Source organism: Cedecea sp. FDAARGOS_727 (genome assembly GCF_012273235.1).
GTDB classification, from domain to species: Bacteria; Pseudomonadota; Gammaproteobacteria; order Enterobacterales; family Enterobacteriaceae; genus Cedecea; species Cedecea davisae.
Genome location: NZ_CP050966.1, coordinates 4,258,168 through 4,276,935, shown reverse-complemented (window position 1 = coordinate 4,276,935; position 18,768 = coordinate 4,258,168). Strand labels below are relative to the sequence as shown.

General features: G+C 54.4%; 17 protein-coding genes and 2 pseudogenes. 7 read left to right on the top strand and 12 right to left on the bottom strand.

Annotated features, from left to right (window positions below):
* Positions 1–44: 44 nt before the first annotated feature.
* Both FOC35_RS20065 and FOC35_RS20060 read right to left on the bottom strand, forming a co-directional pair.
* Complete coding sequence (locus FOC35_RS20065; RefSeq protein WP_172569959.1) at positions 45–413, bottom strand: hypothetical protein; 369 nt, start codon at positions 411–413, stop codon at positions 45–47.
* A gap of 88 nt (positions 414–501) precedes the next feature.
* Positions 502–1,722: an MFS transporter gene (locus FOC35_RS20060; protein ID WP_254065320.1), complete on the bottom strand. Its 1,221-nt coding sequence runs from the start codon at positions 1,720–1,722 to the stop codon at positions 502–504.
* A gap of 110 nt (positions 1,723–1,832) precedes the next feature.
* Between FOC35_RS20060 and FOC35_RS20055 the strand changes: the two genes are divergently transcribed.
* The gene (locus FOC35_RS20055; RefSeq protein ID WP_172569958.1) at positions 1,833–2,741 is read left to right on the top strand and encodes a LysR family transcriptional regulator; all 909 of its coding nucleotides are present in this window, start codon (positions 1,833–1,835) and stop codon (positions 2,739–2,741) included.
* Here FOC35_RS20055 and FOC35_RS20050 read toward each other — a convergent pair whose 3' ends face one another.
* From FOC35_RS20050 to FOC35_RS20040, 3 genes are read right to left on the bottom strand one after another with little or no spacing between them, the layout of a single operon-like run.
* Complete coding sequence (locus FOC35_RS20050) at positions 2,742–3,002, bottom strand: hypothetical protein (RefSeq protein WP_172569957.1); 261 nt, start codon at positions 3,000–3,002, stop codon at positions 2,742–2,744. It abuts the gene before it with no gap.
* A 56-nt stretch (positions 3,003–3,058) separates the two neighbouring features.
* Positions 3,059–3,967 carry an SDR family NAD(P)-dependent oxidoreductase gene (locus FOC35_RS20045; protein ID WP_172569956.1) on the bottom strand — a complete coding sequence of 303 codons (909 nt, stop codon included), beginning with the start codon at positions 3,965–3,967 and terminating at the stop codon, positions 3,059–3,061.
* A 12-nt stretch (positions 3,968–3,979) separates the two neighbouring features.
* Positions 3,980–4,717 (bottom strand): SDR family oxidoreductase, encoded by a 738-nt coding sequence (locus FOC35_RS20040; protein ID WP_172570414.1) that lies wholly within the window; start codon positions 4,715–4,717, stop codon positions 3,980–3,982.
* A 127-nt stretch (positions 4,718–4,844) separates the two neighbouring features.
* Here FOC35_RS20040 and FOC35_RS20035 point away from each other — a divergent pair, with 127 nt between their 5' ends.
* Entirely contained in the window at positions 4,845–5,753 is a 909-nt protein-coding gene (locus FOC35_RS20035; protein WP_172569955.1) for a LysR family transcriptional regulator, read from the top strand.
* 32 nt (positions 5,754–5,785) lie between these two features.
* On the opposite strand, the gene FOC35_RS20030 is transcribed toward FOC35_RS20035, so the two are convergent.
* The 4 genes and pseudogenes from FOC35_RS20030 to FOC35_RS22830 all read right to left on the bottom strand — a co-directional run.
* Positions 5,786–6,445: a transcriptional regulator gene (locus tag FOC35_RS20030; RefSeq protein ID WP_172569954.1), complete on the bottom strand. Its 660-nt coding sequence runs from the start codon at positions 6,443–6,445 to the stop codon at positions 5,786–5,788.
* A 16-nt stretch (positions 6,446–6,461) separates the two neighbouring features.
* On the bottom strand, positions 6,462–7,442 hold the full coding sequence (locus FOC35_RS20025; protein WP_172569953.1) for a threo-3-hydroxy-L-aspartate ammonia-lyase: 981 nt from the start codon (positions 7,440–7,442) through the stop codon (positions 6,462–6,464).
* A gap of 20 nt (positions 7,443–7,462) precedes the next feature.
* Positions 7,463–7,852 (bottom strand): RidA family protein, encoded by a 390-nt coding sequence (locus FOC35_RS20020; RefSeq protein ID WP_172569952.1) that lies wholly within the window; start codon positions 7,850–7,852, stop codon positions 7,463–7,465.
* A 108-nt stretch (positions 7,853–7,960) separates the two neighbouring features.
* Positions 7,961–8,068 (bottom strand): annotated as a pseudogene (locus FOC35_RS22830) (LysR family transcriptional regulator); the annotation flags it as partial.
* Positions 8,069–8,140: 72 nt separating this feature from the next.
* Between FOC35_RS22830 and FOC35_RS22825 the strand changes: the two are divergent.
* Positions 8,141–8,239, top strand: a pseudogene (locus FOC35_RS22825) (nitronate monooxygenase); the annotation flags it as partial.
* Between the two features lie 52 nt (positions 8,240–8,291).
* Here FOC35_RS22825 and FOC35_RS20015 read toward each other — a convergent pair.
* Together FOC35_RS20015 and FOC35_RS20010 are read right to left on the bottom strand one after the other, a co-directional pair.
* Positions 8,292–9,098, bottom strand: a complete 807-nt coding sequence (locus FOC35_RS20015; RefSeq protein ID WP_172569951.1) for a 5'-nucleotidase, lipoprotein e(P4) family — start codon at positions 9,096–9,098, stop codon at positions 8,292–8,294.
* 274 nt (positions 9,099–9,372) lie between these two features.
* Positions 9,373–10,242 (bottom strand): LysR family transcriptional regulator, encoded by an 870-nt coding sequence (locus FOC35_RS20010; RefSeq protein ID WP_172569950.1) that lies wholly within the window; start codon positions 10,240–10,242, stop codon positions 9,373–9,375.
* 86 nt (positions 10,243–10,328) lie between these two features.
* Between FOC35_RS20010 and FOC35_RS20005 the strand changes: the two genes are divergently transcribed.
* The 4 genes from FOC35_RS20005 (at position 10,329) to FOC35_RS19990 (ending at position 17,388) form a co-directional block, all read left to right on the top strand.
* Entirely contained in the window at positions 10,329–11,384 is a 1,056-nt protein-coding gene (locus FOC35_RS20005; protein WP_172569949.1) for a nitronate monooxygenase family protein, read from the top strand.
* Positions 11,385–11,614: 230 nt separating this feature from the next.
* A complete protein-coding gene (locus tag FOC35_RS20000; RefSeq protein WP_172569948.1) occupies positions 11,615–16,267 on the top strand; it encodes a Fic family protein in 4,653 nt (1,550 codons plus the stop codon).
* Positions 16,268–16,366: 99 nt separating this feature from the next.
* Positions 16,367–16,819 carry a hypothetical protein gene (locus FOC35_RS19995; RefSeq protein ID WP_172569947.1) on the top strand — a complete coding sequence of 151 codons (453 nt, stop codon included), beginning with the start codon at positions 16,367–16,369 and terminating at the stop codon, positions 16,817–16,819.
* 5 nt (positions 16,820–16,824) lie between these two features.
* Entirely contained in the window at positions 16,825–17,388 is a 564-nt protein-coding gene (locus FOC35_RS19990) for an RNA polymerase sigma factor (RefSeq protein ID WP_172570413.1), read from the top strand.
* Positions 17,389–17,438: 50 nt separating this feature from the next.
* Here FOC35_RS19990 and FOC35_RS19985 read toward each other — a convergent pair whose 3' ends face one another.
* Positions 17,439–18,758: a glycoside hydrolase family 10 protein gene (locus tag FOC35_RS19985; protein WP_371810770.1), complete on the bottom strand. Its 1,320-nt coding sequence runs from the start codon at positions 18,756–18,758 to the stop codon at positions 17,439–17,441.
* Positions 18,759–18,768: the final 10 nt, after the last annotated feature.

Sequence of the window (18,768 nt, the reverse complement as noted above, 5' to 3'; positions counted from 1 at the left end):
ACAAGCCAGGCGCGTTAAAACCTTGCCTGGCCGGGTACTAAGATTTAATTTTTGTAGTGCAGTTTATATAATGACGTAGTGATAAACAGACGTTCGCGCTCGGCGACAGAGATATTTGCCTTATAAAAAGGGTTGCCAATGTTCTCAAATAATTTGCCAGAGCGTTTCTCATAAACCTTCACATCTTTTAATGCGGCTTTTATATCACCTCTCGCAGTGTTTTTAATTAATTTCCTGGCGCTTGACTCTGTTTTTTCATACATCCTTTCAACTTTGATGCCCTTTGCATTTGCATCATTCTTAACGCTTTTCAGAGCCAACATCATATTTTTTGCAGAGGCTGATATTTTTGATTCAGTCTCAGACAAAACTTTGTGTACAGGGGCGGAACGAAAAATGCCGATGATATCCATATCGCAAATCCTCAATGAAGAAAACATTGTGATATATAACATTTGTTTACCGGCTAGCGATTTAACAAAACGCTGATTATTTAAATCTTTACGATGTCTGTTTACCTTCCCGGCTAATAACTACAGCCAGCAGTCCGGCCAGCGCGAAAGCGGCGGCCACGTAAGGAATAGGGCGGATCCCGGTAAGGTTTATCATCAATCCGCCAATCAGCGAACCGAGGCCAATAGCGGCGTTAAACACCGACACGTTGACTGATGTTGCCGCATCCGCGCCGCCTTCCAGGCGTGATGCCTCTTTAAACACCAGGGTTTGCAGCAGCACCGGCAGGGCGCCATATGCCGCTCCCCAAAACGCGATAGTAATAAAAATTGCCGTATGGCTGGCAGCGGCCATATTCAGGCAGGCAAGACTTGCCGCGAACAACAGCGCGACGATGCCAAGGCTTGTTCGAGGCGAGCGGGCGGCAAAGGGGCCAATGGCAAAATTAGTTATCACGCCGGCGGCTCCGTAGACCAGCAGCAACATGCTGATTTGCCCTCCGCTTTGCCCGGCCATCTGCTCAAGAAAGGGCGCGATATAGGTGTAGGCGAGAAAATTAGCGGTGACGACTAGCGCGGTAATACCAAAAACGGCCAGTAAAGCGCGGCTTTTAAATACGGCTAACATCGCCCCACGTTTTGCTGATTTTGCTATACGTACCGCAGGAACTGACCAGACAATAAGGGTAAACACCACCAGGCAGAGGAAGCAGAGCGCGGCAAACACCGCTCGCCAGTCGTAGAGTTCACCCAGCATTGTGCCTGCCGGTACGCCAAGCACCGTAGCCAGAGAAACGCCCCCAAACACTACCGAAGTAGCTTTAACCGCATTGCGTGATGCAACCAAATGGACCGCGGTGACAACGGCGGTAGACCAGAAGACGCCGATGGCCGCCGCTATCAGAATGCGGCCAATAAACACCACGAAGTAATCTACGGCCAGATAGGTTATCAAGTTACCGGCAAAGCAGGCGGCCAGCAGCCCGGCCATCAGCGCCTTGCGGTTAATGTGCCCGAGCAGGCCGGTGAGCGGGGCGGCGGTTAATGCCACCATAAAGGCGAAAATTGTTACCAGATAACCGGCAACGCTAAGCGAAACGTTAAGCCCGGCGGCCATGCCGGGCAGCACGCCGACCGGCATCAGCTCGGTACTGACAAATGAAAAACAGCCGAGGCTAAGCGCCAGCACCGCAGCGATACTGCGTGAGCGGGAGATTTTCCCCGCATGATGATGTGCGTCTGAATGGGTATGGGAAGTACCTGATTGCATAAAAGCATCCTGAAAATGTGAGCGGGTCGAGATGACGAGAGAATTTTGCGGTTCCGACGTTCAGAATGCGATAGCATGAAAGACATAAGACTTATGATTAAGGCGCATCAATGAGGGTATTAAGTTCCCAACTGCTGGAAGGCGTGGATGTCATGGCGGCGGTCGTTGATACGCTGAGTTTTGGTGCAGCTGCCGAAGTGCTGGATATGTCCCAATCCGGCGTCAGCAGGGCGATTGCACGGCTTGAGGCCAGGTTGGGCATCCGGGTTTTTGAGCGCACTACGCGCTCCGTTCGGCTGACCGATGAAGGTCGGGAATTTTACCAGCAGGTGATGCCGCTTCTGGCCGAGCTTGCCGAAGTGACCGGCGGCGCAGCGGGCGATGCGCAAAAAATTCGTGGCCGCCTGCGCGTTAACGTCGATCCGCTGTTTGCAAGCCAGATCCTTGGGCCGAGGCTGGGCGCGTTTATGGATGCTCACCCAGAGCTGGAGATTGAGCTACGCAGCCGTGATGAGCTGGGCGACCTGATTTCTGAGGGTTTCGACCTGGCGCTTCGCTTCGGCCACCCACAGTCTTCTTCGCTGATAGCCAGAAAACTGTTCGAAACGCGTGTTATCGCTATGGCATCGCCTGATTATTTGCGCCGTTTTGGCACACCGCAAGAGCCGCAGGAGCTGGAAACAAACGCCCATCGCTGCATTCTGTTCCGGGAACCGACAACCGGAAAACCTTTCCGCTGGGAGTTTCATCGCAACAGGGAAAAACTGATGATCCAGCCCCAGGGGCGGCTCACGGTGAACGATGCCGAAACCGTGTTAAGTACCTGCCTTGCGGGGCTTGGCGTGGCGCAAATTTTTGAACTGGGGAGCGAGGAGTACATCGCTTCCGGGCGGCTGAAACCGCTGTTCCCGCTTTGGTCAGATCACCGCTTCCCCCTGTATGCATACTATCCTTCACGTCACCACGTTCCCGCCAAAACCCGCGCTTTGCTGGACTTTGTTAACGGGCTGGTGTCTTGATCAACTCTCCGCGACCCACAGCAGGGGAACAACCGGCAGGGCGAAGATAATCATGAAAATAACCGCTTCTTCACCCCATCCGTATCCCGCTTTAATTACGCCAAAGAGCATATTGACGGCGGCGATAGCGCACCACAGCACGGCGAAGCCTCGGGCGATAATTACCGGGGCGGGTGGGTAGACGGGCGTAAACAATCTGATAAGCAAATAGCAGGCGGCGGAGAGTAAAAAGCCGCTAAGTAAAAAAGTGAGTGTGCGCATAAAGAGTCTGCTTGATGCGGCCCCGGCGTCTTAAACAGTGGGGCCGCGATTATGGTTTAAACAGAAGCTGGCCGATGTGTTACCAGCAGATCCCCCAGACCTATGCGCTGTAAAAACTCTTTGCGAATGCGGTCCGCCACCGCATTGACTACCGCGGCACCGTCATCGGAAGGGTCAACGTGTACCCGGAACGGGCGCTTTCCGTAAGGCGCATTGACAATATCAACCATCGCGGCGGCAACATCTGCTACGTCAGCATCTTCCGGCTCGCAGGCGGCAAGCCCCTTCAAGGCTTCATCTTCCAGTCCGGCGGTTGGGCCTTGCCGGGTATACTCCAGTTCGCGCTCGCTATCAGCAGGTTTGCCGGAATGCAGGAAGTGATTGGTGCCTTTGGTAAACGCGCCGGGAACCAGAATCGAGCTTTCAATTCCCCAGCGGCTCAGCTCTGCGGCGTAGCTGACCGCCACGGCGTCCATAGCTGCTTTTGCGGCAAAGTAGGGCGCCAGATAAGGCGGGGTGCCGCCTCTGGTGCTGCTACTTCCCACCCACAGCAGCAGGCCGTTGCCCTGTTTACGCAACTGCGGCAGCGCGGCTCGGTTTACCCGCTGAGTGCCAAGCACGTTGATGTCATACAGCTGGCTAAACTGTTCCGGCAGGAAAGCTTCGGCCGGGCCGAAGGACATATGCCCGGCATTATGAACTACAACGTCCAGCCTGCCTTGTTCGGCAATAATATGCGCAACGGCTTCGTCCGCTGATGCCTGAGAAAGTACGTCCAGCTCAACGGCTCGTAGAGCAACTCCGTGCCGTTCGGCATATTCATTCAGGCTCTCAACCTGCGGGGCATTACGCCCGGCAGTGTCGCGCATGCTGGCGTAGACGATATGCCCGGCATGGGCCAGCGCACGGGCAGACAGTGCCCCAAAGCCGCTTGAGGCTCCGGTTATCAAAATGATCTGTTGCATGGTTCTCTCCTGTCAGGCAAAGCCGCCGTTTACGCGGATCACCTGGGAGTTAACCCAGCTGCCGTCCGGGCCTGCAAGCGTGGCGACCACGCTTGCAATTTCAGCAGGCTCGCCGATGCGCCCGAGCGGGGCCAGGCTGGCAATCGCCTGGATCTGTTCCGGCGTTTTACCGTTTAAGAACAGTTCAGTGCCGGTTGGCCCCGGAGCGACGGCGTTGACGGTGATATTGCGGCCACGCAGTTCGTTGGCCAGAACATGTACCAGGCCTTCAACGCCGGCTTTTGAGGCGATATAAGGGCCGTAAGCAGGGAAGGATTTAGCAATCACGCTGGTAGAAAGAGCGATTATGCGGCCGCCATCGGCAATGGATTCTGCGGCATTAGCCAGCACCATAAATGCGCCGCGCAGGTTGGTATTTATCACCTTGTCAAAATCGGCCAGGCCCGCCGGGGTAATTTTCACCATCGGCATCACGCCCGCGCTGTGAACCACTACGTCCAGGCGGCCATTAACAGCTTTCGCCTCGGCAAACAGGCGAGAAACGTCGGCTTCAGAAGAGACATCGGCCTGAATGGCTATCGCCTCGCCGCCATGAGACTGGATTGACTGCACCGTTTCGTCGGCGCTGGCCTTGTTGCCCGCATAGTTGACGATAACGGTAAAACCGTCGTGCGCCAGTCGTTCAGCAATAGCACGGCCAATACCGCGTGATGCGCCGGTGACCAGGGCTGTTTTGTTTGTTGTTGTCATCATGCTCTCCAGATAGGGTTCAAGATTCACCCGGGATGGGTGCGTGGGAGCCATTGTTAATGTTTTTGATTACGGGATAAATGGTGCTAATTTGATATGATAATTCCAATTTAGTTAATAATAGCGCATGGATAAATTCGACACCCTGCAACTGTTCACCCGCATTGTGGAGCTGGGCAGCTTCAGCCAGGCCGCCGATCAGCTTGGTATTCCAAGAGCGACGGCAAGCAATGCGATAAAAGAGCTGGAAAACGGACTCGGCTGCCGCCTGCTGGAAAGGACTACGCGCCATGTTCGTCCTTCGCAGGACGGCAAAGCCTATTATCAGCGCTGCGTATATATCCTTGCTGAACTCAACGAGGCGGAGGCGGCGCTGCGCCCGGTTGTGGCTAAACCACGCGGTATTCTGCGGGTTGACTTACAGGGTACGCATGCATCACAAATAGTCCTGCCGAAGCTGGATGAATTTCATCGCCGCTACCCGGATATCGAGCTGATTATCAGCAGCGGCGACAGGCTGGTTGATCTGGTGCGGGAGGGGATAGACTGCGTGGTGCGGGCCGGTAAATTGCAGGACTCCTCTCTGGTGGCGCGCCACCTCGCCGATCTCCCGCAGATAATCTGCGCCAGCCCGGATTATCTTGCCGCTTTCGGCTCTCCTGTTCACCCGGACGAGCTGGAATCCCACCAGTGCGTTAACTTTTTCTCGACCACCGGCGGAATCAACTATCCCATCGAGCTGATAGTGAATAACCAGAAACGGGCCTATTCGCCAAAAGGCTGGGTGACGGTCAACGAAGCGGAAAATTACGTTATCTGCGCATTGCGCGGCTGCGGGCTGGTGCAACTACCTCGCTACCACGTAGAGCAGGCGTTAAGCGAGGGAAGCCTGGTGGAAGTGCTGGGCGACTGGCAAAGCCCGAAAATCACCGTTTCGGCGCTATATACCCAAAATCGCCAGCTTTCTCCGCGCGTACGCGTGTTCATCGACTGGCTGAGGGAGATATACAGCGCGCGTTTTCCAGCGGAGGGCTAAAACGGTAGCGCCACATGTTCCTTAACCATAAATTACTCTTTGCCCTCCACGCTATTCTCCGCAGAAGGCAGCTGTTTCGCATACAGGTAAACCGAAGCCCGGGACACGCCGAGGTGCTGGGCAACGGTTTCCATTGATTTGCGGATCTCCAGTAATCCTTCTTTTTTAAGCACCTGCAACAGCTCAATTCTTTCAGGCGTTTTCAGCGCCCTTGGCGTGCTTGCCAGGCGCGCGGCGTAGCTGTCTATGCGCTGCCTGATGGCTTCCGCTCCGGCAGGCTCCATATGCTCTTCTACCGGGCTGTTGCCGGTTTCGGTAAAGCGGGCCAGGGTGCTTTGCATGCCCCGGAACAGCGTCATGTCCACATTCAGGCAAAGCGCGGCGACGTAGTTCCCGGCCTCATCTTTTAACCCGATGGAGGTGCTTTTTACCGGACGTCCGTCCGCAAACTGGTTGGCATAGTTGGCGATGACGTTTGGAAACTCGGGTGAGGCGATGCGCGCCAGCCCCATCTCCGTGGCGGCATCGCCCACTTTGCGGCCAGAAAGATTGTTGTGTAGGGAGAGAATAGAATGCTCAGGATTGCCAAGATCGTGAACCACAACCTCACAAAACGGCGCGAAAGTCTCGCTCACGCCCTGGGCGATGGCATCGAGCTGGCTGAGCAGGGGGCTGGTTTGGGATTTTGGCACTTTTCTCTCCTTGGGGTTAAAGCTGGCTGGCCTGGGTGAGGAATTCACCGTAGCGGCCAATGTCGACGTTGCCGCCGCTGATGATAATGCCGATTTTCTTTCCGCGCAGTTCATCTTTAAGCCCGCGTGCGGCGGCAAAGCCGAGGCAGCCGGTTGGCTCAACCACCATTTTCATACGTTCGGCAAAGAATTTCATCGACTGAACGAGTTCCGCGTCGCTGGCGGTGAAAATGTCGTCCACGTTCTGGCGGATAAGCTCAAAAGTATAATTGCCCAGAAACGTGGTTTGTGCGCCGTCGGCAATGGTTTTCGGCGTGTCGATGCGCACGATTTTCCCGGCGCGGAACGACTGCTGGGCGTCATTGCCCGCTTCAGGCTCCACGCCGTAGACTTTGCAATTCGGCGACAGATGACGCGCCGCCAGCGCACAGCCGGAGATAAGACCCCCGCCGCCGAGGCAGACAAACAGCGCGTCCAGGTCGCCAACTTCTTCAAACAATTCTTTAGCGGCAGTGCCCTGGCCCGCGATAACGTGCGGGTGGTCGTATGGCGGAATTAGCGTCATGCAGTGTTTTTGCGCAAGGTCGTCGCCAATCTGCTGCCGGTCTTCGGTATAGCGATTATACAGAATGACTTTTCCGCCATACTCCTTCGTCGCGGCGATTTTCGCCGCCGGGGCATCTTCCGGCATCACGATAGTAGCAGGAATACCGAGCAGCCTTGCCGAGAGCGCAATGGCCTGCGCGTGGTTGCCGGACGAAAATGCCACTACACCAGCGGCTTTTTGCTCCGGCGTAAATTGGGCGAGGGCGTTCATTGCCCCACGGAATTTAAACGCGCCCATGCGCTGATAGTTTTCACATTTGAAAAACACCTCTGCGCCGAACTCTTCATTCACGGTTCGGGAAGTCATTACAGGAGTGCGGTTTGCATGGCTTTCAATGCGCCCGGCCGCCGCCACTATGTCCGCATAAACAGGAAGAACTAATTTCATCATGCCACCTTCAGAAGATTGATTTATTCACCGAGCGCGACTGCTTCAACCTCAATAGCCGCCCCATAATGTAGCTGCGCAACGCCCGCCACCGCGCGGGAAGGGCGATGTTCGCCAATCCATTGCGCATAGATTTGGTTAAATAACGGCCAAAGGCTGATGTCCGTGATATAGACGCGAACCGAAACCAGATGCCGTTTTGTCACTCCGGCGCAGGCCAGACAAGCTTCTATATTTTGCAGCACCAGCGCGGCTTGTTGCTTAAATGGAGCATCGCACTGCGGCTCACCTTCAGCCGTCACCGGCAGTTGCCCGGAAATAAAGACAAAGCCCCCGGCTGCCGTGGTATGAGAATAATGCCCCACGGGCGCGGGAGAATTTTCGATATTGCGCAAAGTGATATCGGGAGCCATGGTTGCCTCTCAGCCTTTTACCAGAATTGGACTATTAATCTATATCTGGACTTATTGTTTAGGCAAGGGGTTTAAGCGTGAAACAAGGCTCCGGTCGGAAAAAGTGGGTCAGCGCAAAACAAAGAGCAATTTCTCCAGCCATTCAGAAAATACGCGAACTTTGTGCGAGATATGGCGGTGCGGATAGAGCAGGGATAGCCTGCGCGGCGGAGCCGGGTTGCCCTCAACTGCCCGCGAAGGGGGCAATTGGGCGCAAAAGACCCGATTAAATCGTCCGCCGTATCGATGCCTGAAAATGACAACTGGACGGCGCCCATTGTTAAAGTCATAAAAGAAGAGGGCGTCCAGGCCGTGGTTTACACCGGTTATGGAGACGGTTCTCTGAAACACTAAGGCCGATGGTTTCCCATCGGCCTTTACTACGCTGGCGTCGCCAGACTTATTTGCCGGACCAGGCGCGCAGCGCGTTTTCACGAGCTTGAGCCTGCTGTTCGGTGTTCAGCTTGAAGTAGTTTGGGGCCAGAGCGCCTTCCCAGTCGCCGTACATCGGGTTCGGCAGCACGATAAACTGGGTGCCAAACTTGTTGCGGTTGTCGCTGGCGAACTGCTGACGCTGGCTTTGATCTTTATGGTAAGTCGCCTTGCCGAAGTCGTTCAGGTTGTCGCCGATATACATGATTACGTTGTAGCCTTCGGCTTTAATCGCGTCGAAACGGGCCTGTTTATTGGAGCTGTCGGTTTTCAGGCGCACGGTTTTGTCGCTCACGCCGGTAAAGCCGAGCGCTTTCATATTGGCAACGGTGGCGTCGAAGTCTTTGCTGTCGCGGTTCGACACGTAGAACATGGTGCCGCCGTGGCTGTTAACGTAGTTAGCAAAATCCACCGCGCCCGGCACGGCCAGCGCCTGGTGAGCCTGAACCCACTGGGACCAGGTTTTATCATCGAAGGCCTTGTTATTTTTGGCCTGCCACGCGCTGTAGGCGCTGTTATCCATCATGGTTTCGTCGAGGTCGACGATAACCGCACGTTTAGCACCGCCCTGTTTGGCAGACAGATCCCACGAAGCGCGGGCGCTGTTAAACGACTGGTAAGCCAGCGCACGGTACTCGCCGGACTGCTGGAACCAGTCAACCGCCATCACCGTTTGGCTGGCCAGTTTTTGGTCCGCCGCCTGCTGTTGATTAGCACAGCCTGTGAGGCTTACCAGCACCAGCGCTATTGCGCCACATAACAAACTTTTCTTCATCTTATGTCCTTACCCTTGCCATTTATCATTAATTTCAACCGGTCTTAAAATGAGCCGGAACTCAACAATCCCTAAATTTTTACTCTACAAATCACCAGGCATTGTTAATAGGTGTTCTACCAAATATTAAAGCTACGTTATCAATAGCTTTTTAATGGATCGCCCCTGGATACTCAATATGACAAAAATATTTCGACGTACTTTTTTCCCTGATGACTGACGTCAGTAATCCGCTGTTGGTTCAGTCATTGCTCATTCGGCGGTGGCAGGAAGTTCAAAGATTGCTGGCCGTAGCTAAAATTTTTTGCATTTCACCCAGCGCCGGTGAGGTATAACCCTTGCGCCAGACCAGCTGGGTGAGGGCGTCATCGACGAACTGAAGCTGGCTTTCCTGCGGAAGCGTTAGCGTAGCAGCAACGCTTTCCGGCAGCAGGCAGCTGTAACCGCCGGAAGCCACGCAGGCGATCATCGAGTGATAGGAGCCAACCTCCTGGACTTCAACGGTTTTACCGCCTTCGCTCAGACTGTTTAGCAGCGCTTCACCTCTGGCGCGGTATGAACAGCCTTTAGGGAATGCGGCGAAACGGATTTTTGCTTCTCCGCCTGCCATCATCTGACGCGGTGTGAGCAATACCAGGCGCTCGGTAAAAACGTTAACGCACTCAATATCCGTTGGACATTCCGGTTCCCCGCTGGCGTTTGGCGGTAAGCTTACCAGGGCGCAGTCCAGCGTAGCGTTACGAACTCCTGCCAGTAGTTGTCCGGTCGGCATCGTTTTTAGCGTCAGGGCGACGTCGGGGTAGTGGCGATGAAACTGCTGGAGTATCGGCATCAGGCGGCTCGCGGCGGTAGCTTCCATCGCGCCTACATTCAGGGTTCCGGCAGGTTTGGCCGGATGTAATGCCTGCCTGGCTTCTTCCGCGAGACTCAATATTTTTTGTGCGTAGGAGAGAAAGCTTGCCCCCTCCGCTGAGAGCGTCATTTTTTTGCTGTCCCTGACAAACAGCGTCACCCCAAGCTCCTCTTCAAGCTGGCGAATGCGGGTAGTGATATTCGATTGCACGCGCCCCAGTCTTTTCGCCGCCTTTGTTACGCTCTGCTCTTCGGCTACGGTTTGAAAAATCTGCAATGTGGTGTGGTTCATACTTTTAATTCTCAATATGAAAATGATCTTGATATTAACATCTCACAATAAGATGTTTAGTCATCAATTTTTTCCCAGGAACCGCCATGACCCGCAGCGTTACGCAAGAACTCGCTATCGACTTCCCCATCATCCAGGCTCCTATGGCCGGAGTTTCAACCCCCGAACTTGCGGCAGCGGTAAGTAATGCGGGAGGGCTTGGATCGCTTGGCGCAGGAGCCAGTAGCGTGGCTCAGGCGAGGGCGGCAATCGTAAAAACCCGTGAACTGACTTCCCGGCCATTCAACGTCAATCTGTTTTGCCACGCTGCGGCACCACGGGACGAGGCGTTAGAAAAGGAATGGATTGAGCTGCTTCGCCCGCTTTTTACCTCGTTTGGCGGCATTCCGCCTGTAAAATTGGCGGAAATCTATCAGAGCTTTATCGGGCATGACGACATGCTTGAGATGCTGCTTGATACCGCGCCAGCGGTGGTTAGTTTTCATTTTGGCCTGCCGGAAAGCCACGTTATTCAGGCTTTACGCGCTAAAAAAATCGTGACGATGGCAAGCGCAACCAACCTCGAAGAAGCATTACTGATTGTGGCAAGCGGCGTCGATATTGTTATTGCCCAGGGCTATGAGGCAGGCGGTCATCGCGGCATGTTTGACGAACAGGCTCTTGATGCCAGGTTAAGCACCTTCGCGCTGGTACAGTTACTTAAGAGTCGGCTCTCGGTGCCGATTATTGCAGCGGGTGGAATTATGGATGGTTCAGGCATTCGGGCCATGATGGCTATAGGCGCGGACGGCGTGCAGATGGGAACCGCTTTCCTGCTTTGCCCGGAGTCCGCCGCCGATGATGGCTACCGCAGCGTAATAAAGTCCAGCCGCGAGCATCAAACCTTTATGACCCGCGCCATTTCAGGCCGTGCGGCCAGGAGCCTCGATAACGATTTTTGCCGCCATGGCCGTACCTTTTCCCCGCACTCGATACCTGCTTATCCCGTTACCTACGATCTGGGAAAGGCGCTGGCAAACGCTGCGAAAGCAGCAGGTCATCAGGGCTACGGCGCTCACTGGGCAGGACAAGGAATTAACTTAATTAGGGGAATGCCGGCAAGGGAGTTGGTTCACCTCCTGGCATGTGAAGCGGGGCTGTAGAAAAAAGTCCCCGGCATTTGGTGTGAAAATCATCAAATATTAAGGGAGTAAATCTGATGATTTCAGCGAGGTTAGTACACTTTCCCCCCCGGTATTCCGGCCCTTCCACTGAAATACCTGCTGTACATTCCGCGTTGTCGCCTCTGGGATCTGTAGATTTTTCTCCTGTAGGTGGGGCAACCCCACCCGAACCCCTTCCCGGCATCACCCCATGCGGGATCATGTCCGCGATGGCAGGTAACGTCCTTCAGCGGGTACTCGAACACCTGTTTATTGAAGCCAGTCCGCTGCCGCCGCTTCGCATCTTTAAGGCGTGCTACGAAGAACTTATCGAAATATGGAAGGGTAATTACACCCTGCAACGCAGGCTGGAAGAGCTGGAGATGCTACTGGACAGGCTGGATAAGCTGCTGGTGAGCGCTAACGGCGTAATACCCGAGGAAACCCGCGAATTGAGAGCCTGGCTTGAGGCGGCAAGGCCGTGGCTAAAAAGCGTGAGCCAACGGTGGATGGCGCTTGAACAGATTCAAAATCAGCCCTCGCTGCCAGGTAAGGCTCTGGAACTGATGTCAGCAATACAAAAGCTGCTGGCGGACCCGCTGCTGCATCAGGATTATTTTGGCGGCATCGTCCAATCGGTCGATGTGCTGCGGCAGATATTAAGCCAGGTAGTGCTGTGGCAAAAACTACCTCCGGGGGCAAATCTGGCGGATTATCTGGACATTGTGATGGGCAACCCGCAGTTGGTACAGCAGCTTGACGCCTCATTATTGCAGTTGGGTCAGGCGCTGAGGCAAACGCTAGCCGCTGAGCCTTATCCCGCAGCAGAGTCTCTTAGCCAACGTCTGGGGTGGCTAAGCAAAATCCTGGCCCGACCCGGGATGGATGAACTCCTGCGCCCGCAGCTGGTATCGTTATTAGGCGGTTCAGTCCAGGCCGATTCGTTGCTCGCCGTATTCAAGTTTGCCTCCTTGTTGGGCGGTTTCCCGGCAAAGAGCGGCTCAGGCGAGCAGGCAATATGGCTGCTCAATATCATTAATCAGGAGAGACCAGCGTTGCCGTGGCTACGGCAGTTTCAGCGCGCTCTCGATATCGATTCGCAAGTGCTAACTCTGCTGAACCGCCTGCTCACGCTTAACTCCACCCCGGAGAACTGGGCGTTATTGATGCGAGATGTTGCCAGGGCTGCCGCTCCCGGAATTGGCCTCTGGGCTGTGGGCCGCTGGCTGCCGACTCATGCCGCTCAGGCGCTGGAAACCTTCTATCGCGAAACCTCCGCCGATGAAAGCTGGACCAGCCTGCTCCAGCGGATGGCATCTGGTTTCATGACGGTAGCGAAACCGTACCTGATAGAACAGCTCATGGGCGACCCGCTTGCCGCCGCCACCGTGCAATATGCGGAGGCGTTACAAAACCACCTTAACTGGGAGCAGACGCTGCAATGGTTTGTGACTCAGGCTCAAGAGCAGGCCCCCGCGCTTCACTTTGCTTACGCGCAATATCTGAACGCCCGATTGGCCTGCCAGATTTTTCAGGCTTTCAATAGCCAATACCAGCAAGAGATTGAGGATCGCCTGAGGCTGCTGGCGCGCCAGCTTAAAGATTGCCAGTTGGTGCGTTATTACCCGCAGCTGGAGAAACTGGTCGATGTGCTTCCTCTGCTACCGGCGCTGAGAGAAGTCGGCAAAACATTGGGCGAACGCTCTGCCGCCGGGAGCTGGATTGAGTGGGGCAACCAATGGCTAAACTCGCTCGCCAACAGCGACAATACCAGCGTGCGCGAGGCTTGTGAAAGGCTATCCCACCAGGTGGAGGCATGGCTGGCGGACGCCGTAGTTTCAGCCTGTGATTCTCTGGTACAGCAGCCATGGGGGCTATTGCCCGGAGCCGAGGCCGCAAGTATTGCTCCGCCACGCAATTACGATCCGCAACCGGACAGCGGGTGGGGGCAAGTGGCGGCCTGCGTTAGCCTGGAAGCCCTGGGTCTCGCTGCCGTCGGTTATGCTTTATGGAGTGCCAGGCAAGATGAAATTGCTGCCTCAGACTTTGGGGCGCTATGGCAGCAGAAAACGCCGCTGCTGCTCGGTATCGCCGCTATGTCCGTGGGCGGTGTTTTGCTTTATCGCCGGGTAGCGACTCCCCGGGCCAGCGTTGATGATCTGCGGAGGATACACCAGCTAATCGCTGAACTTGAGGTGGACAGTCTTGAGTTTGTTTTTGATTCGCCGCAGTTTGTCAGCAAGCCTGCCGTGGAGTCCATTCATGTCGCTTCCCGAGAAAGAAGAAGCGCGGAGGATGAAGGTGAGATCGAAGAAGAGGGGTTGGCGTCTCAGATTGAAGAAGTACTGCATAACGAGGATATGGGCAGGGCGATTCGCACCGAGTATCAGCGTATTTTCACAAGAGCAAAACGGGAAAGTGAAGTTCTGGAGGTTCCACCAGGCAAAACGCGAGAGATCCGGCAGTTACTTAAAACGATGGAGCTGTTTGACGCATTCGTTAATGACGCAAAAAGTGCTCCAGGCATGAGCGTGTATAACAGCCTCAATAGAAACATTCAGGCCGGACTATTGGCGCTTGCTGACGGGCAGATTAACGACTTCAGTAAATCGATTGTCGACCGTTATCGCCGTAGTTTTAGGCTAGCGGCCGATGAGACGGTAAATATTGTAGCGACAAGTAACGGTGAGCACAGTATCTCCGATCTGGCATTTCAAAACCTCTGCGAGGTAACTTTGGTGCAGGTGGCACAGTTGTACCATCCTATCCTGAACCCACAATCTTATATTGAAGACTACATCCGAACGGGGATCAGAAATTATGAACAACGCAGCGGGACGGTGATGAATTTACTGCCGGACAGCTACATTTGGGTGACTTATTATCCCAAAGTTCACCCTAATATGAATGCAAATGGTCATGCGGGACCGGTGCCCGTCAAACGATTCTTCACCTTGACAGAAATTGTCACAGGTCATTATTTATACGAAAGCAGACAGATGAGAGACCCCGTCAGGCGTGAATATGAAATAACGGGAATGGATCACCAGTCGCTGGTGGATCACCTGACCGCAGAAAATCTGCAATCACGAATGGAAGAGGAGCTTCAGGCCTATCGGAATAACCCCGCTAATGTAGTCAGTATGAAGTTCTTTTATAATGAAATGATCACTCTGCGCTGCCTTGATTACCTCAGTCGCCCTCATCAGGTACCGATCTACTGGCGGGAGGTGAAAGCTTTCCTTGAAGGCCAAATAAATGCCAGAACGGTATTATTCCGGGGCACTGTGTTAAATGGCGTGTTTTTAATTCCCGCAGGGCCGAGTGGCGGCGTCCTGTTTTGCGTGGATGAAGAAATCTTTTTTCTTTTCGGCAGTTATCCGCATGAATACTGGGAGACAGTAACGAAAGTTGAAATGCTGACGGCATTTCCACAAAACGCCAGATTCAAAGAGTGGGTGTTGAGTAAAATTCCTGCCTGGCATGCCATGGAACATGAAAATGACGATCGTGCGTTTCGGTACCTGACCAATAACTTAATGACGCCGGGTATCTATTCAGGTCCTAAGTTCATCAATAAAGTAATCGATCATCCATTTACCTTTGCCGACTGCAGCAGCAGGGATGTCCTGGTCAGCAAACTGTTCGACGGCTTGATGACCAGGATTGAGTCGGACATCGATACCTCAGTTTTTAGCTATTCTGAGCATATCACCGCTCAAATACTGGAAGCAGCTAAAAGGGTTTTTGGCATCAGTTCCATAGCACTATCGACATTTATCCCCGGTACCGGCTCGGTGCTGGCACGTTTTAGCCTGTTTATGACCTCTCTGACGTTGAATGCTCTCTACGTAGGCACCAGCGCATTACAGTCCCATCTATCCGAACGGCCTGACCAGGCTCAATCCTTCCGGACCGATGCCACTCTCGCGGGCGTGATGGCAAGTATAGACCTGGTAACCGGCGCTTTGCCGCTGCTTCGGCAAAGCGCTAAAAGAACGTTTATGATAAAGAACGTTAATCAGTCCATCCAGTTCTACCGCAGCGCAAGAGCCACCTCACTCCGGGTTTTGCCTGTCGTGCTGAGCGAGATGAACTGGAATCGACTGCCCGACGGCCGCAAGGTAAAGCAGTTAGTCACTACGCTTCAGGATGGGGAGCGTGCACGGAGACTGGCACAGCTGACGAGCCGGAAAGTCGTGGAGCAGTCAATACGCAACAATCTGCTGCTGGACTATGAAGGATTACAAAAAAAACGTTTGGCCTGGGGAACATATGCCGTCGAGCAGGCCAGTGCTCAAAGGAGGCTGAACTCCGATTATACTCGTCTGGTCAATACAAATACTCATGTTCATCGGCTGCTGGACAACCCACCGATCATTCCCCGGCAAAAGTGGTTGGGCAAGCCTGTTGACGTGGCTACTGACTGGATAGCATCTAAAAGCCGCTCGCCCAAAACGTTGGCACAGAGCGCCGAATTGAAAAACAGAATTAAAACCGCGCTGATAAGCCACCATTCTGCGGATTTGCTGGATATCAGCACCATCGAAAGCCTTCATAACGCAGTTTACCAGCCGGTTGAGGGCCATACTTTCAGAGCTTTTCGCTCCAGCAGCGACCCCATATTTATGGGGTCGGATATTGCGCGCTCCGGATTCTTAAAAATGTTAAACCGGCTCGAAACCAGAAGCTTCACCGGTGAGATGAATCTTGCCGATGCGCTTTATACAACTATTGTGCGCTATCACCCATTTGGCGACGGAAACGGCAGAACCGCCCGCGCCATGTATGCGTTGGCCAGGTTGCAAAAAGGGGAAAGCCCTTTTATAGCTTTGAGTAAGATGGGGGAGGATATGCTTAACCCGCCTGGAGTGCTGTCCTGATCGCTGAATAAAAATTTTTATTTTTTCAGCAATATTTCCGTTGCCCAATCGTCTACCTCATCACAAGTGATAATCAGCTACTGTAATGAGGTAACAACGATGAGAGATTTTGATATGCACCGGGACCACCATCACCGCCGTCGCGGATTCTGCCACACGCGTATGGGTAAACCGCTTCTGCTTTGCGCCGCGCTGGTTGTTGTGCTCGGCCTGGTCGTCATGACGCTTTGGAATGCACTACTGCCGGAGTTGCTGGGCGTTAAAACCATCGGCTTCTGGCAGTCTTTAGGCCTGCTGGCGCTGTGCCGCATTCTGTTTGGTGGCCTCGGTTTTCGCCCCGGCATGTGGGGGAAAGCACACCGCCGAATGCATGAACGTTGGATGCAGATGACGCCTGAGCAACGCGAAGAGTTTATGCAGCATCGCCGCGAGCGTTTTGGCTTCGGGCAGCGTGACCGCTGCGGCTGGCATACTCGCCGTGATGAGGCTGCCGGGGAGCACCCGCAGAAGCCGGCGGAAGAGAACGGCCCGAAAAAACCGGATGCTGAGTGAAACCCATGAAAGCCGCAACGGCTGGAGACTCGCTGCTTGCCTCCGCGCTTAACGGTTGTCGGACGCGGCTTAAAGCCTTTATTCGCGGCCGCACCGCGGTACGGGAAGATGCCGACGATATCCTTCAGGAAATAAGCTATCAACTCATGAGGGTGGACCAGCCGGTGGAGAATGTCGCTGCCTGGCTTTTCCGCGCCGCCCGCAACGAAATGACTGACCGGGCGCGTAAAAAGCGAGAACTGCCGCTAACCGCTTATTTTGGCGGCGGCGACGAAGGCGATGATTATCCCGAAGACGAACTGGCCGAAACGCTCTTTGGCGTGCCGCAAACGCCGGAGGATGAATATCTCAAACAACTTCTGTGGGAAGAGCTAAACGCCGCGCTGTCTGAATTACCCGCAGCGCAGCGCGAGGTGTTCGAAAAAACGGAATTGCAGGACTACAGCTTTAAAGAGCTGGCGGAAGAAACCGGGGATAGCGTCCAGGCTCTGCTTTCCCGCAAGCACAAAACCGTTCTCTATCTGCGCATGCGGCTGCGCGACCTCTACGACGAACTTGCTGGCGACTAGGCCAGCTGCCAGGCACGCTCAGGGAAGGGCGGCCTGGCTTTTTTGTTTATTTATTCTCCCCAGCGGCTTCTGATGTAATTCACCGCCTGCTGCGTCTGAGGCTGGTTAAGATAGTTCTCTCTGAACAGGATGGTGCCGTTAATTTGGGGCACGGACTCGTTTAAATCGAGCTGCTTTTTCAACTCCGGCACGCCGCCGTTCACCGTCCAGTCTGGTTCATTCTTCGAAGGCTCACCTACCTTGTACAGCGCCACGCCGATATACAGCCGGGTATGCGTAGGCTTCACTACATTTGCCCACCAGTTTGCCAGCACATCGTAACGAGCAGCGCTGCGGGAGAACGGCCAGTAGATTTGCGGCGCAATGTAGTCCAGCAGCCCCATCTGCACCCAGCGGCGGGTATCGGCGAAGGATTCATCATAAGCCGCCGCGCCGCGAGTCTCGGAGCCCGCCGGGTCGTGGGAAATATTGCGCCAGACGCCGGCGGGGCTTACGCCAAATTCAACGCCGGGTTTTAGCTGTTTGATGGTGCGGGAAACCTGTTCGATAAGCAGCTGGGTGTTGTGCCGCCGCCAGTCTGCTTTTGACGCATAGCCCGCGCCATATGTGCGGAAGGTCTGATTATCGTTAAGCGCCGATCCTGGTGATTCGGTATAGAAATAGTCATCAAACTGCACGCCATCGACCGCGTAATGCGAAACCACTTCAGAGACGATGCTGGTTATCCAGTCTCTGGCTTCGGGAATGCCGGGATCGAGTACGAACCGGTCGCCGGAAGTGCGTATCCAGTCACGATGCAATACAAACACGCTGGCGGGCTGCATCGACAACGTGCGGTTAAGCGCTGATACCGTCCCCGATGTGGTATTGGTTGAAACGCGATACGGATTCAGCCAGGCGTGGACTTTCATCCCGCGTTTGTGGGCCTCATCCAGCATGAACTGGAGCGGATCGTAACCAGGATCTTCGCCAATCTTGCCGGTCAGCATATCTGACCAGGGCAAAATTTTTGACGGCCAAAGCGCGGTTCCATCGGGCTTTATCTGGAAGAAAACGGTATTGATCCCAAGCGTTTTCAGCTTATCCAGCTTGTCCGTTAGCGCTTGCTGCTGCTGGCTGATACGGGCGGTGTTACTAAGGTTAACCGAAGCCACCGGCGGCCAGTCCAGGCGCGAAACCGTTGCCAGCCACACCCCGCGCATTGGCTGGTTATTTTGTTGGGTGTTGGGCTTTGGCTGCACGCCGGGAAGCGGCGTCACCAGAGAAACCGGCGGTGTAGAAGCACAGCTGGCAAGCAGCAAAGCCGTAGCGACAACTACGCCTAACTTTTTAACCTGAGCCTCGGGGAGGAAGCGCTGAGTACGGGCGATAATATGCTCC